The organism is Micromonospora sp. NPDC049559 (genome assembly GCF_040676675.1).
Lineage (GTDB): Bacteria > Actinomycetota > Actinomycetes > Mycobacteriales > Micromonosporaceae > JBFAPK01.
In genome coordinates, this window is the sequence record NZ_JBFAPK010000033.1 from 81,915 (window position 1) to 95,347 (window position 13,433).

Consider the following 13,433-nt stretch of genomic DNA (forward strand, 5'->3'; position numbering starts at 1 on the left):
ACTCATTCCCAGCGGAAGAACCGCGCCGCCGCGATCCCCGCCGCGGCGGCGACAGCTGCCATTATCGCCAGCGGCAGGAGTTCTGGCGACGCCCCGGTCCAGGCGTCCTGCAGCGTCCGCACCCCGGGCGGGGTGAGGTCGCCGACCCGGACCAGGACGTCGGGGAGCAGGTAGCGCGGCAGGTACACGCCGCCGAGGAACATGACCAGCGCGCCGAGCAGCGAACTCAGCCCGTTGGCGGTGCCCGTGGTCGGGGCGGACGCCGCGATCAGCAGGCCGACCGCGAACAGCGACGCCGCGCCGAGCAGGAAGGCGAGCGCGAAGACGAACGGGCGCGCCGGCAGGGGTATGCCGAACAGGACCCGGCCGACCACGACCAGCAGTACGGCGCCGCAGGCCGCCAGCGCCAGGTGGATCAGGAGTTGCGCGGCCAGCAGCGCGCCCGGCGAGACCGGGGTGGTCGACAGTCGCCGCAGCACGCCCCGCTCCCGGTAGCCGGCGAGCGCGTTGGTCAGCCCGTTCAGCCCGGCCATCACCAGCGTGACCACGAGCAGCGAGGGCGCGAAGACGTCGACGAAGCGCTGCCCGCCGAAGACGTCGTCCGGCCGGCGCAGGGCCGGTACCGCGCCGAGGACAACCATGATCACCGTGGGCAGGACGACCGCGGTGACCACCGGGGCGACGTCGCGGAGGCTGAGCCTCGCCTCCATCTTGAGGATCTTGAAAAACGCGTACATCGGATGCTCCCCACTCACCTGTCGAGCCGGTGTCCGGTCAACTCGACGAAGGCGTCGTCGAGGCTGGGCTGTTCGATGCGCAGGTCCGCCGCGACGATCCGGTGCCGGGCCAGCACCGAGGTGACCGCCTGTAGCAGGTCGCCGCGGCCGGTCACCACCGTCTGCCCGCCGCTGCTCCGTACCGAGGTCACCTCGGCCAGGCCGGTCAGGAGCGCGTCGTCGAGCGGTACCGACGGCCGGAACCGGAGCCGCTGCTCGGGGTCGACGCGGGCGACCAGCCCGGCCGGGCTGTCCACCGCCACCACCCCGCCCGAGTCGATGACCGCGAGCCGGTCGCAGAGCCGCTCGGCCTCCTCCATGAAGTGCGTGACCAGCACGATGGTCACGCCGCGCTCGCGTACCCGCTCGATCAGCTGCCAGGTGTCCCGCCGGGCCTGCGGGTCCAGCCCGGTGGTCAGCTCGTCCAGGATCGCCACCCTCGGGCTGCCGACCAGCGCCAGCGCGATCGAGAGTCGCTGCCGCTGCCCGCCGGAGAGCTTCTTGTACGCCGTGTTCCGCTGCTCGGCCAGCCCCAGCTCGTCGAGCAGTTCGGTCCAGTCCGCCGGGCGGCGGTAGAAGGAGCTGTAGAGGTCGAGCGCCTCCCCGACCCTGATCCGGTCCGGCAGCCGGCTCTCCTGCAACTGCACGCCGACCAGTTGGCGCAGCTCGGCCGCGTCCCGCCGGGGGTCGAACCCGAGCACCGACACCGCACCGGAGTCCGGGATCCGCAGCCCCGCGACGCACTCCACCGTGGTGGTCTTGCCCGCGCCGTTCGGCCCGAGCAGTCCGAAGATCTCCCCCTCCGCCACCTCGAACGACACGTCGCGTACGGCGACCCGGTCGCCGTACCGCTTCCGCAGGTTGGTCACCTCGATGATCGGCATTCCGCCCCGTCCCTCCCCGGCCGTGCTGGCCACGGATCGAGCATCGCGGGCGGGGCGCCTCGGCGAATCGCCCGGCCGGCGGTGCCGGGGCGCGGCTCCGGTCGACCCGCCCCATCCGTCGGCGGTGGTGGCGGAATCCACCATCCGGTTGATGCGGAGCGCGCGGTGTCGCGCGGCGTTAGGCTTCCCGCTCGTGGACGTACGCGCAGCGACGGCCCCCGCGACCGGGGCGGCCCGTCAGTTCTTCACCGGCGTCGGGCTGCTCCTGCGTGGACTCGGGCTCTACGCCCGCAGTCCGGGCCTGGTACTGCTCGGCGTGGTACCGGCGCTGATCTCCGGTGCCCTCTTCGTCGCCGGGTACGCGACGTTGATCTACTTTGTCGACGACCTCGCGCGGCTGGTCACGCCCTTCGCCGACGACTGGTCGGCGTGGTCGCGCGACCTGCTCCGGGTCGTCGCCGGGCTCGCCTTCCTCGGCCTGGCCGGGCTGGTCGGCGTGCTCACCTTCACCGCGGTCACCCTGCTCATCGGCGACCCGTTCTACGAGAAGATCTCCGAGCGGGTGGAGGCCCGGTACGGCGGGGTGCCGGGCGAGGTCGAGCTGTCCTGGTGGCGGTCGCTGCGGCGCAGCCTCGGCGACTCGATCCGGCTGATCGCAATGTCCACGCTCGTGGGCATCCCGCTCTTCTTCGCCGGGTTCATCCCCGTGGTGGGACAGACCGTGGTACCGGCGCTCGGCGCGGCGGTGGGCGGCTGGTTCCTGGCGCTGGAACTGGTCGGGGTGCCGTTCTACCGGCGCGGGCTGCGGCTGCCGGACCGGCGCCGGCTGCTGCGGGCGAACCGCCCGATCGCGCTCGGCTTCGGCGTCGCGGTCTTCGTCTGCTTCCTGATCCCGCTCGGCGCGGTGCTGCTGATGCCCGCCGCGGTCGCCGGTGCGGCCCTGCTCTCCCGTACCGTCCTCGGCCAGTCGACGACGGAGGGGCCCGCGCCGGTCGGGGCGACGGCCGCCGGGGCGGCGGGCGAGCTGGGCCCGGGCGTGGCCGGTGGCCGCCCATGATGGAGATCGTGCTGGTCGAGGGGGACATCACGGCCGAGCGGGTGGACGCGCTGGTCAACGCCGCCAACTCGTCGCTGCTCGGCGGCGGTGGCGTGGACGGCGCCATCCACCGGCGGGGCGGGCCCGCGATCCTGGCGGAGTGCCGGGCGCTGCGCGCCTCCCGGTACGGTCGCGGCCTGCCGACCGGGCAGGCGGTCGCGACCACGGCCGGCGACCTGCCGGCGCGCTGGGTGATCCACACGGTCGGCCCGGTCTGGAGCGACGACGAGGACCGCTCGGCGCTGCTGCGCGACTGCTACCGCAACAGCCTGCTGGTGGCCGAGGAGCTCGGCGCCGCCTCGGTGGCGTTCCCGCTGATCTCCGCCGGCGTCTACGGCTGGCCCGTCGAGGACGCGGTCCGGCAGGCGCTGGCCGTGCTGCGCGAGCGGGCCGCGACGACGCCGGTCAACGAGGCCCGCCTGGTCCTCTTCGGCCTGGACACCTTCGCGACGGCGAGCCGCGTCGCCGCCGCCTAGCGCTCTCCCCCGCGATCTAGGGCAAATCCTCGTGAGTTGATCTCTAATCACGACGATTTGCCCTAGATCGACGAGGAGGGGGCTCCGGGGCGAGGAGGGGGCTCCGGGTCAGGCGGAGTCGCGGATGATCAGCTCGGTGGGGAGCATCACGGCCGGCTCGACCGGCTCACCGGCCGCGAGGCGCAGCAACTGCCGGGCCATCTCCCGGCCGATCTGGACGATGGGCTGGCGCACCGTGGTGAGCGGCGGATCGGTGTACCGGGCCATCTCGATGTCGTCGAAACCGATCACGGCGACGTCGTCGGGTACCCGGCGCCCGGCCTCGCGGAGGGTGACCAGGGCGCCGTGCGCCATCAGGTCGGAGGCGACGAAGACCGCGTCCAGGTCGGGGTCGTCGTCCAGGAGTTGGCGCATGGCGATCCGACCCGACTCGCGGGTGAAGTCGCCGACCGCGACGATCGACCGCCGCCGCGAGTCCCGCAGCTCGCTGCGGTAGCCGGCGAGCCGCTCGATCCCGGCGACCATGTCCTGCGGGCCGGCGATGGTGGCGATCCGGCGCCGGCCCGAGTCGAGCAGGTGGCGTACCGCGCGGGCCACCCCGCCCACGTGGTCGACGTCCACGTACGGCACCGGGGCCGGGGCGTGGCCGAGCGGGCGCCCGCTGCACACCACGGGTATGCCCATCCGGGCCAGCGTGCCGGGCAGCGGGTCGGCCCCGTGCAGGGAGGCGAGCAGCACGCCGTCGACGTGCCGGCCGGTCGCGTACCGCTCCACCCGGTCGTGGCTCGCGGCCGAACCGGCCAGCATCAGCACCAGCTGCTTGTCGGCCGCCTCCAGCTCCTGGCTGACCCCGCGGATGATGCCCGGGAAGACCTGGTCGTCGGAGAAGACCCGGTTGGCCGCCTCGGGCAGGATCAACGCGATCGAGTCGGTCCGCTGGGTGACCAGGCTCCGGGCGGCGAGGTTGGGGACGTAGCCCAACTCCTGCACCGCCCGGCGAACGGCCTCCTGGATCGGACCCGCGACCGTCGTGGAGCCGTTGACCACGCGGGACACGGTGGCCCGGGAGACCCCGGCCCGCCGTGCCACCGCCTCCAGCGTCGGCCGCTCGCGAGCCAGGCTCATCGACTCCTCCAAGCTCACAATCCGTTGCGGCGGATCACATCCTGGTACCACCGCGCGCTGTCCTTGGGCACCCGCCGCTGCGTCAGATAGTCCACGTAGACGATCCCGAAGCGCTTACGGTAGCCCTCGGCCCACTCGAAGTTATCCAGCAACGACCATACGAGATAGCCGCGAAGGTCGACGCCCCGGGAGATCGCCTCGTGCGCGGCCCGGAGATGCCCGTCGAGGTACGCGATCCGGTCCGCGTCCGGTACCCGCCCCTCGCCGACCGGTTCGTCCCGGTTGAACTTGTCCGGGAACGCCGCGCCGTTCTCGGTGATCAGCAGCGGTACCCCCGGGTAGTCGGCGGCGATCCGCTCCAGCAGCCGGGTCAGCCCGGCCGGCTCGATCGACCAGCCCATGTCGGTCAGCGGCCCGACCGCCGGCAGGAACTCGATCCCCTCGGTGCCCGGGAAGGCGCCACCGCCGCCCGGCGCGCCCGGACGGGCCGCCACGTAGGTGGGGGAGTAGTAGTTGATGCCGAGCAGGTCGATCGGGGCCGCGATGATCTTCTCGTCGCCGTCGCGCAGGTAGCCCTGGTTGCCGAAGCGGGCGGTGTGTTCGAGCATGTCGGCCGGGTAGGCGCCGCGCAGCAGCGGGTCGAGGAAGATGCGGTTCTGCAGGCCGTCGACGAGCCGTACCGCCGCCAGGTCCTCGCTGCTCTCCGGGTCGGCCGGGGTGACGGCGGCGGGGTTGAGGGTGATCCCGATCTCCGACACGCCCGCCGAGCGCAGCGCCCGCGCGGCGAGCCCGTGGCCGAGCAGCAGGTGGTGCACGGCGGCGAAGACGGCCGCGGGGTCCTGCCGGCCGGGCGCGTGCACGCCGTTGCCGTACCCGAGGTACGCGGAGCACCACGGCTCGTTCAGCGTGGTCCAGGTCCGCACCCGGTCGCCGAGCCGGGCGTGTACCGCGACCGCGTACTCGGCGAAGCGCTCGGCGGTCTCCCGGTTCGGCCAGCCGCCCCGGTCCTCCAGCGTCTGCGGCAGGTCCCAGTGGTAGAGCGTGACGATCGGGTCGATGCCGCGCCCGCGCAGCTCGTCCACGAGCCGGTCGTAGAAGTCCAGGCCGCGCGGGTTCACCGGGCCGGAGCCGTCCGGCTGGATGCGCGGCCAGGCGACCGAGAACCGGTACGTCCGCAGCCCCAACTCCGCCATGAGCGCGATGTCGTCCGGGTACCGGTGGTAGTGGTCGCAGGCGATGTCACCGGTGTGACCGGCGTGCACCCTCCCGGGCGTACGGCTGAAGGTGTCCCAGATCGACGGTCCGCGACCGTCCTCCTGGGCCGCGCCCTCGATCTGGTACGCCGCGGTCGCCGCGCCCCAGATGAAGCCGGGCGGGAAGTGCAGGGTCGGCTCGCCGGGGTCGCCGGCGGGGCGCGGCGCCTCGCCGTTCGGCTCGTACCGGCCGGCGCCGTCGGCCGGCGGCGCCGGCCGGATGGCGGTCGAGTGGGGCGCCACTGTCTCGGGAGTGTTCACGTTTCACCGCACCTTCGAGGGAGGCCACCGCCGGGGTGGGCGGCGGGACGAGGGTCGGAGAGAGAGCGCTCTCACGACCGCTGCCTGCCCACCGTATACCAGATCCCGGCCGCGCTGACCCGACCGTGAACGTCCTTCGCATACGGCGGATGCGAAGGCGGCGGCGACCCCACGTCGCCGCTCAGGCGAGCCGGCGCAGCGGAGCCCTCACGAGTGGGCGGAGCGGCGCCGGCGGTGTCTGGACTGAAGCGTCGCGGCGGAGCGGCCACCCACCCACGCCGCCGCGGAAGGGAAGACGCCACCTTTCGGGCGCCGCGAAGCGCGCGAGCGCGGGATCACGGCGCCGCGAAGCGCGCGAGCGCGAAAACTCAGCCGGCGCGGAGGCCGTCCAGCAGGCTCGTCTCTCCGGTCACGTCGAGCACGTCGAAGCCGATCCGCCCCCAGAGGGCCAGCAGCAGGTCGCTGGCCGTGCCCGTGGCGTGCACCCGCGCGTGCGGCTCGTCGCCGTCCAGGATCGTGTCGGTGTCCAGCAGCGCCACGCCCTCGCCGCGTAGCCGCAGGAACCACTCCTGCTCGGCGTCGACGGCCACCAACTGGACCACCCCGTGCCAGGAGCCCGGCGCGAACCGCCGGCCGCCCGGCAGCCAGCTGTCCAGCACCTCGGTCACCCCGTCGGCGGCCAGCTTCGCCTCGATCGGCTCCCCGGCGGCCACCGCCATCTGGGCGTCCCACCGGTGCACGGCGGTCTCGTGTGCCAACCGGCGGTGCCAGAAGCTGGCCCGCTTCGGCTGCGGCGCCCAGTTCCACGCCGGCGCCTCCGGATCGACCGCGTCGAGCGCGGCCATGAGCTGCTCGAACTCCTGCCGCCACCACTCGGCCACGGCATCCCCGCCGGGCGCGTCGGTGGGGTGCTGCCGGCGCGGCGGGGCCTGCGTGCTGCCCGAGGTGACGAGGCCGCGTACCCAGCCGTAGACCGAGCCGAGGTGCTGTGCCAGATCGGTCACGGTCCACTCCGGACAGGAGAGTACCGGTGTGTCGGGCGGCGCTTCGGCGATCGCGGCCTGGAACGCCGGCCCCTCGGTGCGCAGCGCTCCGATCCAGAAGTCCTTGGTGCCGTGCAACCTGCTCATCGAGATCCTCCCGTGCGACCGGGCCACCAGTGGGTGACGCGGCTGCCCTTCAGCCTAGGGTGAAAGGCGTGCCAGACGTTAGTGCCCAGCCGACTCCCGCCGTTGGCCCCGGCGAGCCGGAACCGCTCGCCCGGTACACGACGCTGCGCCTCGGCGGCGCGCCCAACCAGCTCATTACAGCAACACATCAGGATGAAATCGTACAAAACGTGCGAGAGTCCGAGCTGGCCGATCAGCCAATACTGATCCTCGCGGGGGGCAGCAACGTCGTCGTCTCCGACGCCGGCTTTCCCGGCAGGACCGTGCTGGTCCGGACCCGGGGGTACGAGACGCTCGCCGAGGACGACGTGAGCGTCACGCTGCGGGTCCAGGCCGGTGAGACCTGGGACGACCTGGTGGCCGCCACCGTCGACGCGGGGTACGCCGGCATCGAGTGCCTCTCCGGCATCCCCGGTTCGGCCGGCGCCACCCCGATCCAGAACGTCGGGGCGTACGGCCAGGAGGTCGCCGAGACGGTGCTCGGCGTGACGGCGTACGACCGGCTGGCCGGCGAGGTCGTCGAGATCCCGGCGGACCGGTGCGGGTTCGCCTACCGGTCGAGCGTCTTCAAGCACAACTCGCGCTGGACGCTGCTGACCGTCGACTTCCGGCTGGACCGCTCCCCGCTGTCGACCCCGGTCCGCTACGCCGAACTGGCCCGCGCCCTCTCCGTCGAGGTCGGCGACCAGGTGCCGCTCCCTGAGGCCCGGGCGGCCGTGCTCGCCCTGCGGGCGAAGAAGGGGATGGTGCTGGACGCCGCCGACCCGGACACCCGTTCGGTGGGCTCGTTCTTCACGAACCCCGTGCTGGACGAGCCCGCGTACGCCGCGCTGCGCGCCCGGGCGGCCGAGTTCGGCGAGCCGCCGTCCTGGCCGGGGCCGGGCGGCGTGGTCAAGGTGAGCGCGGCCTGGTTGATCGACAAGGCCGGCTTCCGCAAGGGGCACCGGGGCCCGGACGGGGTGGCCATCTCGTCCAAGCACACCCTGGCGCTGACCAACCAGAGCGGTACCGGCACGACGGCCGCCCTGCTCGACCTCGCCCGCGAGATCCGCGACGGCGTGCACGACCGGTTCGGCGTCACCCTGCACCCGGAGCCGGTACTGGTCAACTGCGAGCTGTAGGCGGGAGAGCGCCGCTCAACCGTCCGCCGGCCCGGCCGGCGCGCCGGGTCCAGCCGGCCCGGCCGGCGCCACGGCCGCCCAGGCCACCGTCAGCTCGCCCAGGCGCCACCGGGCCGGCCGGTCCAGCACCGGCCAGCCGGCGTCCCGTACCGCCGCGACCGCGCGCAGCCAGCGCTGCCGGGGACCGAAGACCGCGTACCCGGCGACGTCCCGCCACCCCTCGTCCAGGGCCCGGACCAGCCCGTGTACGCGCTCGCCCGGCACATTGCGATGGATCAGCGCCTTGGGCAGGCGCTCGGCCAGCGAGGCGGGGCTGTCGAGCGTGGCCAGCCGCGCCGCCAGGGTGAGCGAGCGGGGGCCGGAGCCGTCCAGCAGCACCCAGCCCGCGAGCCGGCCCAACTCGTCGCAGGTGCCCTCGACGACCATCCCGCCCGGCGCCAGGGCGGCGGTCATCGTCCGCCAGGCCGGCTCGACCTCGGCCTCCGGGTACTGTCGCAGCACGTTGAAGGCCCGTACCACCACCGGACGCAGGCCGGCCAGCTCGAAGCCGCCCCGGGCGAAGGCCAGCCCGGGCGGGTCCGCGGCGGGCGCCGCCGCGGCGACGCGTACCGGATCGATCTCCAGACCGACCACCCGGACGTCGGGGCGTACCGCGGCGGCCAGCCGGGCCCGCAGCTCCACCGTGGTGACCGGGGTCGCGCCGTAGCCGAGGTCGACGACGAGCGGGTCCGCCGCATCGGCCAGGGCTCCGCCGCAGGCGTACGCGATCCAGTTGTCCACCCGGCGCAGCCGGTTGGGGTTGGTGGTGCCCCGGGTGACGGCGCCCAGCGGCCGCGATCCGGCCATCGGAGTCATTCGGTCCCGGGCAGCACCCGGTGCACCTTGTGCTGCGCGGCCTGCGCCAGCGGCCGGACCACCAGCCGGTCGACGTTCACGTGGTGCGGCCGGGTGGCACACCAGGCGACGCAGTCGGCGATGTCCTCGGCCACCAGCGGCTCGGCCACCCCGGCGTAGACGGCCGCCGCGCGCTCGGCGTCGCCGTCGAAGCGGACCAGCGCGAACTCGTCGGTCTTCACCATCCCCGGATCGATCTCGATCACCCGGATCGGCCGGCCGGAGAGCTCCAGCCGCAGCGTGCCGGCCACCGCGGTCTGCGCGTGCTTGGCCGCCGTGTAGCCGCCGCCGCCCTCGTACACGGTGAAACTCGCGGTCGAGCCGACCACCACGATCGTGCCGGCGCCCGAGGCCTCCAGCGCCGGCAGCAGCGCCTGGGTGACCCGGAGGGTGCCGAGCACGTTCACCTCGTACATCCACTGCCAGTCGCCGACCGCGCCGGACTCGACCGGGTCGAGCCCGCGCGCCCCGCCGGCGTTGTTGACCAGCAGCGTGACCGGGGTGTCCAGCCGGCCCACGGCGGTGGCGAGTTCGGCGACGGACCCGTCCGACGTGACGTCGCAGACCACCGCGGTGGCGGTACCCCCGGCCTCGGTGATCTCCTTGACCAGCGTCGCCAGCCGATCCGCCCGCCGGGCCGCCGCGACCACGTGGAAGCCCTCGGCGGCGAGCCGCCGTGCGGTGGCGGCGCCGATCCCGCTGGAGGCGCCCGTGACGATCGCGATTGAACTCATCCCACCATTCTTTCCCACCCCGCCGGCGACCACCGCGCACGGGGATCGGGGACCGTGACGGGCCGTCCCGGCGATGAGGTCGGTCACCTCTGCGGCACACCGTGATGCATGGTCAACGCTCGATCGGGAAGATGACGGGAGGGCCCGAGGTTGAGCCGGAGGCGCCGGTCGTGCGGGGACGGCATACGTTCGTGATCGTAAGGAGCGGATGTGGGGGAAATGCACGGCGGCGTCGGACGCCAGCGGGGTGCGCAGCCGTGGCCGACGCCGCACCGCATCGCGACGATCTCGGTGCACACCTCGCCGCTGCACGCGCCGGGCACCGGCGACGCCGGCGGGATGAACGTCTACATCATCGAGGTCGCCCGCTGCCTCGCCGAGGCCGGCGTCGAGGTCGAGGTCTTCACCCGCGCCACCGCCAGCGACCTGCCGCCGGTCGTCGAGATGGCTCCCGGGGTACGGGTCCGGCACGTCACGGCGGGGCCGTACGAGGGGCTGGCCAAGGAGGAGTTGCCCGGGCAGCTCTGCGCCTTCACCGCCGGCGTGCTGCGCGCCGAGGCGGCCCGACCGCCGGGCTACTACGACCTGATCCACTCGCACTACTGGCTCTCCGGCCAGGTCGGCTGGCTGGCCAAGGAGCGCTGGGGGGTGCCGCTGGTGCACACCGCGCACACCCTCGCGAAGGTGAAGAACGCCCGGCTCGCCGCGGGTGACCGGCCCGAGCCCAAGGCGCGGCTGATCGGCGAGGAACAGGTCGTCGCCGAGGCGGACCGGCTGGTCGCCAACACGGCCGTCGAGGCCCGGGACCTGATCGCCCGGTACGGCGCGCGGCCGGACCGGGTGCACGTGGTCGAGCCCGGGGTGGACCTGCGGCGGTTCGTGCCGGCCCCGGCCGGACACGAGGACGAGGCGAGGATCGCCGGGCGGCGCCGGCTCGGCCTGCCGACGCGCGGGCACCTGGTCGCCTTCGTCGGCCGGATCCAGCCGCTCAAGGCCCCCGACGTGCTGCTCCGCGCCTTCGCCGCGCTGCGGGAACGCAGTCCCGAGCTGGCCGGCGAGGTGACCGTGGCCATTGTGGGCGGTCCGAGCGGCACCGGGCTCGACCGCCCCACGGCGCTGATGGAGCTGGCCGCCTCGCTGGGCGTCTCCGACGCCGTACGGTTCCTGCCGCCGCAGACCGGCGCGGACCTGCCGGCCCTCTACCGGGCCGCCGACCTGGTCGCCGTGCCGTCGTACAACGAGTCGTTCGGCCTGGTCGCGCTGGAGGCGCAGGCGAGCGGCACCCCGGTCGTCGCCGCCGCCGTGGGCGGGCTGGTCACGGCCGTACGGGACGAGGCGAGCGGGGTGCTGGTCGACGGGCACGATCCGGTGGACTGGGCCCGGGTGATTGAGTCGCTGCTGCGCGCCCCGGGACGGCGGGCGCAGCTGGCGCGGGGCGCGGTCCGGCACGCCCGGAACTTCTCCTGGTCGCGTACCGCGTCCGGGCTGCTCGCCGTCTACCGTGAGGCGGTGCTGGCGCAGCGGGACATGCGGGAACGGGAGCTGGCCGGCGGCGGGTCGGGCGACCTCCCGGCCGCGGACGGATTCGCCTGTGCCGGTCGGTTCCCGCCCGACGACTGCCCGACCAACGGCCCGCTGACGGCGGGTGCGCGGTGACCACCCCGGGGGAGGTCGCGGCGCTGATTGAGGCGGCCTGCGCGGAGCGCGAGCTGGCCTGCGAGCCGACGGGCGAGCGCTCGTACGCGGTGACGCTGCCCGGTACGCACAAGCTCAAGACCGTCTGCAACCTGATCGTCGGCGAGCACGCGCTGCGGATCGAGGCGTTCGTGATGCGCCAGCCCGACGAGCGGCGCGAGGAGCTGTGGGCCTGGCTGCTCCAGCGCAACGCCCGGATGTACGGCGTCGCCTTCTCCATCGACGCCGCCGGCGACGTGTACCTCACCGGCCGGACCAGTCTCGCGGCGGTCACCGAGGCCGAACTCGACCGCCTGCTCGGCGCGGTACTCAGTTACGCCGACGAGTCCTTCGACACGATGCTTGAGATCGGTTTCGGCTCGGCCATTCGCCGCGAATGGGAGTGGCGCGTCAAACGGGGCGAGTCGGTGGCGAATCTACGTGCGTTCGCGCATCTTTTCGAAGCTGAGTCCGCCGGTACCGGTACGCCGGGCGCGGACGGCGCGGATCCGGACCGTACGGATTCCGGCCGCGCCGGTTCGGATCGCTCCTGACGGGTACGCAACGGCTTGGCGACGCCCGACCGGTGTCGCCTGCCGATGACGAGACTGTCGAGGGAGCGTGAGGGTCTCATGGCTCAGCAGAGCAGTTCGGGTCGCGGCGGGACCGCGACCGCTGCCCGAAACCGGTCGAAAAGCTCAGGCAGTATGAGCGCGAGCGAAATCGGGCAGATGACGGTCGACGAGATCCGCGCCCGACTGCGGCAGCGCGGCGTCACCGGGACGTCCGGACTCCGTAAGCCCGATCTGGTGAACGCGTTGGCGAGGGCGATGCGATCGGACCAGCGCGGGGGCGGCGGTACGGCAGCCGGCCGGCGCGCGCCCGCCGCCAAGAAGACCACCGCGGCGGCGCGGAAGAGCACGGGCGGCACCCGGGCGGGCGCCACGACGGCCCGTACCGGCACGGGTCCGGCGCGCGGCGGTACGGCGGCGAAGCGGGCCGCGCCGGCGAAGCGGACCAGCGCGGCGAAGAAGACGGGCGCGGCGAAGAAGACCACGTCGGCGCGGAGCCGGGGCGGCGGACAGGCCACGAAGGGCCCGTCCCGGTCGCTCAAGTACGCGCAGCAGATCAACTCACCGGACGAGCGTCCGGAGCGTCCCGGCCGGAGCCTGGTGACCCGGGCCCACTCGGTCATCCAGCAGTGGGCGCGGGACCGGCAGGCCAAACCGGCGACCATCGAGGGTACGGAAAAGGGCGACCGTCCGGGCGTTTTGACCTTCAACTTCCCGGGTTGGCGGGAAGGTGGCCGCCTGCGCCAGATCACCTGGGATCAGTGGTTCAAGTCATTCGACGTGCGTAAGCTCAACTTTATTTACCAGGAGCAACGCTCGGATGGACGGCAGAGTAACTTTTTCCGGGTGGAGAACCCGAGTCGTGAGGATGCCTGAGTCTCCGAAAATGGCGGCGGAAACGCCCGGGGGAGGCCGGCCGGAATAGCGGACAAAGCCCCGATGTTGGACCCACGTGGCCGACTGCGACCCGGACCGCCGAATGTGACCGGCGAAACAGCCGCTCGGGTTGTGCGGGGAATCCGGCCGCCACTAACGTTATTGCACGCGCCGTGCTCGGAAATGTTCGGGGGAACAGCGGACCGGCTTCCGGTCTACGCACCGGGCAGGGCGCAGGGGGACGGGTGGCGCAACCGTCGGGGGACGGTGCCACCTGTTGCCGGCGGTGTGTGCGGGCGGCGCTTACGGGGGTGAGCGTCGTCCGCCGCCGCCGGGTCTTTCTTCGCTCGTTCCTGGTCCCTTCCGGCGGCTCGTCGTTTGGGGAGCGGCTCGTGGTTTGGGTGGGGCCCACCGTGCCCGGCGAATCCCGTCAGGCTTGATGTAAATAGCCCGCAAGGTGGGGCCCACAGTAGTAGCCGCCCGGGCGTGGGGCCGTCCGAGATAGGGAGAGCGTCGGTTATG

At 73.4% G+C, this 13,433-nt stretch carries 13 protein-coding genes; 6 read left to right on the forward strand and 7 right to left on the reverse strand.

What is annotated here, in order from left to right:
- Positions 1–2: 2 nt before the first annotated feature.
- Together AB0J86_RS29090 and AB0J86_RS29095 are read right to left on the reverse strand one after the other, a co-directional pair.
- Positions 3–737 (reverse strand): ABC transporter permease, encoded by a 735-nt coding sequence (locus tag AB0J86_RS29090; protein ID WP_363860823.1) that lies wholly within the window; start codon positions 735–737, stop codon positions 3–5.
- Positions 738–751: 14 nt separating this feature from the next.
- The gene (locus AB0J86_RS29095; protein WP_363860839.1) at positions 752–1,660 is read right to left on the reverse strand and encodes an ABC transporter ATP-binding protein; all 909 of its coding nucleotides are present in this window, start codon (positions 1,658–1,660) and stop codon (positions 752–754) included.
- Positions 1,661–1,853: 193 nt separating this feature from the next.
- On the opposite strand from AB0J86_RS29095, the gene AB0J86_RS29100 reads away from it, so the two are divergent.
- On the forward strand, positions 1,854–2,717 hold the full coding sequence (locus AB0J86_RS29100; protein WP_363860824.1) for an EI24 domain-containing protein: 864 nt from the start codon (positions 1,854–1,856) through the stop codon (positions 2,715–2,717).
- On the forward strand, positions 2,717–3,232 hold the full coding sequence (locus AB0J86_RS29105) for an O-acetyl-ADP-ribose deacetylase (protein WP_363860840.1): 516 nt from the start codon (positions 2,717–2,719) through the stop codon (positions 3,230–3,232). Before AB0J86_RS29100 ends, AB0J86_RS29105 begins: the two co-directional genes overlap by 1 nt.
- Positions 3,233–3,340: 108 nt before the next feature.
- Here AB0J86_RS29105 and AB0J86_RS29110 read toward each other — a convergent pair whose 3' ends face one another.
- The 3 genes from AB0J86_RS29110 to AB0J86_RS29120 form a co-directional block, all read right to left on the reverse strand.
- Positions 3,341–4,357 (reverse strand): LacI family DNA-binding transcriptional regulator, encoded by a 1,017-nt coding sequence (locus AB0J86_RS29110; RefSeq protein WP_363860825.1) that lies wholly within the window; start codon positions 4,355–4,357, stop codon positions 3,341–3,343.
- A 14-nt stretch (positions 4,358–4,371) separates the two neighbouring features.
- Positions 4,372–5,742: a GH1 family beta-glucosidase gene (locus tag AB0J86_RS29115; protein WP_363860841.1), complete on the reverse strand. Its 1,371-nt coding sequence runs from the start codon at positions 5,740–5,742 to the stop codon at positions 4,372–4,374.
- A gap of 497 nt (positions 5,743–6,239) precedes the next feature.
- Entirely contained in the window at positions 6,240–7,001 is a 762-nt protein-coding gene (locus AB0J86_RS29120) for a maleylpyruvate isomerase family mycothiol-dependent enzyme (protein WP_363860826.1), read from the reverse strand.
- Between the two features lie 68 nt (positions 7,002–7,069).
- Between AB0J86_RS29120 and AB0J86_RS29125 the strand changes: the two genes are divergently transcribed.
- Positions 7,070–8,161 carry a UDP-N-acetylmuramate dehydrogenase gene (locus AB0J86_RS29125; protein WP_363860827.1) on the forward strand — a complete coding sequence of 364 codons (1,092 nt, stop codon included), beginning with the start codon at positions 7,070–7,072 and terminating at the stop codon, positions 8,159–8,161.
- 15 nt (positions 8,162–8,176) lie between these two features.
- Here AB0J86_RS29125 and AB0J86_RS29130 read toward each other — a convergent pair whose 3' ends face one another.
- Positions 8,177–9,007, reverse strand: coding sequence for a class I SAM-dependent methyltransferase (locus tag AB0J86_RS29130; protein ID WP_363860828.1), 831 nt, complete (start codon positions 9,005–9,007; stop codon positions 8,177–8,179).
- 5 nt (positions 9,008–9,012) lie between these two features.
- A complete protein-coding gene (locus tag AB0J86_RS29135; protein WP_363860829.1) occupies positions 9,013–9,789 on the reverse strand; it encodes an SDR family NAD(P)-dependent oxidoreductase in 777 nt (258 codons plus the stop codon).
- Between the two features lie 210 nt (positions 9,790–9,999).
- Here AB0J86_RS29135 and mshA point away from each other — a divergent pair, with 210 nt between their 5' ends.
- From mshA to AB0J86_RS29150, 3 genes are all read left to right on the forward strand, one after another.
- Positions 10,000–11,445: a D-inositol-3-phosphate glycosyltransferase gene (mshA, locus tag AB0J86_RS29140; RefSeq protein ID WP_363860830.1), complete on the forward strand. Its 1,446-nt coding sequence runs from the start codon at positions 10,000–10,002 to the stop codon at positions 11,443–11,445.
- The gene (locus AB0J86_RS29145; RefSeq protein WP_363860831.1) at positions 11,442–12,017 is read left to right on the forward strand and encodes a YbjN domain-containing protein; all 576 of its coding nucleotides are present in this window, start codon (positions 11,442–11,444) and stop codon (positions 12,015–12,017) included. The genes mshA and AB0J86_RS29145 overlap by 4 nt, the downstream gene beginning before the upstream one ends.
- A gap of 78 nt (positions 12,018–12,095) precedes the next feature.
- Positions 12,096–12,911: a hypothetical protein gene (locus tag AB0J86_RS29150; RefSeq protein ID WP_363860842.1), complete on the forward strand. Its 816-nt coding sequence runs from the start codon at positions 12,096–12,098 to the stop codon at positions 12,909–12,911.
- Positions 12,912–13,433 lie beyond the last annotated feature (522 nt).

Bases quoted from the DNA above. Each gene is read 5' to 3' on its own strand.
- AB0J86_RS29090 (WP_363860823.1), bottom strand. From the start codon at position 737: ATGTACGCGTTTTTCAAGATCCTCAAGATGGAGGCGAGGCTCAGCCTC.
- AB0J86_RS29095 (WP_363860839.1), bottom strand. From the start codon at position 1,660: ATGCCGATCATCGAGGTGACCAACCTGCGGAAGCGGTACGGCGACCGG.
- AB0J86_RS29105 (WP_363860840.1), top strand. From the start codon at position 2,717: ATGGAGATCGTGCTGGTCGAGGGGGACATCACGGCCGAGCGGGTGGAC.
- AB0J86_RS29110 (WP_363860825.1), bottom strand. From the start codon at position 4,357: ATGAGCCTGGCTCGCGAGCGGCCGACGCTGGAGGCGGTGGCACGGCGG.
- AB0J86_RS29120 (WP_363860826.1), bottom strand. From the start codon at position 7,001: ATGAGCAGGTTGCACGGCACCAAGGACTTCTGGATCGGAGCGCTGCGC.
- AB0J86_RS29130 (WP_363860828.1), bottom strand. From the start codon at position 9,007: ATGGCCGGATCGCGGCCGCTGGGCGCCGTCACCCGGGGCACCACCAAC.
- AB0J86_RS29135 (WP_363860829.1), bottom strand. From the start codon at position 9,789: ATGAGTTCAATCGCGATCGTCACGGGCGCCTCCAGCGGGATCGGCGCC.
- AB0J86_RS29150 (WP_363860842.1), top strand. From the start codon at position 12,096: ATGGCTCAGCAGAGCAGTTCGGGTCGCGGCGGGACCGCGACCGCTGCC.